At 48.7% G+C, this 1785-nt stretch carries 1 protein-coding gene; it reads right to left on the reverse strand.

Features of this window, described 5'->3' with window-relative positions:
• Nucleotides 1-58: 58 nt before the first annotated feature.
• On the reverse strand, nucleotides 59-1522 hold the full coding sequence (gene guaB / locus RT52_RS17860; protein WP_034816610.1) for an IMP dehydrogenase: 1464 nt from the start codon (nucleotides 1520-1522) through the stop codon (nucleotides 59-61).
• Nucleotides 1523-1785: the final 263 nt, after the last annotated feature.

A 1785-nucleotide genomic window follows, 5' to 3' on the forward strand; every position in this document is an offset into this window, starting at 1 on the left:
TTATATTGTCTCAAAAATTTAGGTTAGCCCATGCTCACGATTTGAGCAACGGATTTTTTTATCTTGAGTAGTTTGGTGCTTCTTTTGTGATATGCACATCGTGCGGATGGCTCTCTTGCAGTCCAGCACCTGTCATGCGGATGAACTGCGTGTCTTCACGCAACGCACGAATGTCCGCCGCGCCACAGTAGCCCATCCCTGAACGAAGACCACCGATGAGTTGGTAAACCGTATCGGCCAATTCACCCCGATAGGCGACGCGTCCTTCGATACCTTCTGGGACGAACTTCTTATCAGCTTCTTGGAAGTAACGGTCTTGGCTACCACGTTTCATCGATGCTTCCGATCCCATTCCACGATACGTCTTGAACTGACGGCCCTGGTAAATTTCCATTTCGCCCGGGCTTTCTTTCACACCGGCCAAGAGGCTACCGAGCATGACAGCATGCGCACCTGCAGCAATCGCCTTGACGATATCGCCTGAGTATTTGATGCCACCGTCGGCGATGACCGTCACGCCATGTTCACGGGCTTCTGTGACACAGTCATAGACAGCCGTGATTTGCGGCACACCCACTCCTGCGACAACACGTGTCGTACAAATCGAACCAGGACCGATACCGACTTTGATGACCGAAGCACCGGCTTCAATCAATGCCCGTGTCGCTTCCGCCGTCGCGACGTTACCTGCGATGATCGGGAGTGTCGGGAAAAGGTCACGTAGTTCTTTTACTTTCTCGATGACCCCTGCCGAGTGACCGTGCGCCGTATCGACGACGAGCGCATCAACGCCGGCATCGACCAGGATTTGTGCACGTGACGCAGCATCTCCCGTGACTCCGACTGCAGCCGCGACGAGGAGACGACCTTGCTTATCTTTCGCAGCATGCGGAAATTGTTCGACTTTCTCGATATCTTTCGTCGTGATGAGTCCCTTTAAAATGCCTGCATCATCGACGAGTGGTAACTTCTCGATTCGATGCTGGTGAAGGATGCGTTCCGCTTCTTCAAGCGATGTGCCGACTTTGGCCGTAACCAAGTTTTCAGTCGTCATGACGTCTTCAATCACCGTGGAATAGTCTTTAATGAAACGAAGGTCACGGTTCGTCAAAATCCCGATGAGTTTTCGTTCTGTTTCCGAGTTGACGATTGGTACGCCAGAAATCCGATATTTGCTCATCAAATATTCCGCATCATACACTTGCCGTTCTGGAGTTAAATAGAAAGGGTTTGTGATGACACCGTTCTCTGAACGTTTGACGCGATCGACGTGCTCGGCTTGCATTTCCATGGACATGTTCTTGTGAATGACACCTAGACCACCTTGGCGCGCCATCGCAATCGCCATCGGTGCTTCTGTGACTGTATCCATCCCAGCACTGATGACCGGAATATTCAACTCGAGGCCTTCACAAAGTTTCGTACTTAAGTTGACGTCTCTAGGTAAGACGTTTGAGAACCTCGGTACGAGTAAGACGTCATCAAATGTTAATCCTTCTTTTGCAAACTTGTTTTCCCACATAAAAATCGATTGCCCCTTTCCTATCGGACCCGAATCTTTGTTTCGAAATATTTCTGTAATGGTAACAGGTATGACGAGAAAGTGCAATTCAATTGAGGATGTTCAGAAAGTTCTGAATTGTGTTCGTTTGAGCGAACGTATGGGAAAAACATTCGGAAATCGTTTAAATTTTATTCATATAATAGGTAGTTTTAGAAGAAAAGCATAGAAAAAGACGACCAAGCAGATGCTTGACCGTCTCATGTTGCCTGGCAACGTCCTAT

The organism is Exiguobacterium alkaliphilum 12/1 (genome assembly GCF_000714435.1).
GTDB classification, from domain to species: Bacteria; Bacillota; Bacilli; order Exiguobacteriales; family Exiguobacteriaceae; genus Exiguobacterium; species Exiguobacterium alkaliphilum.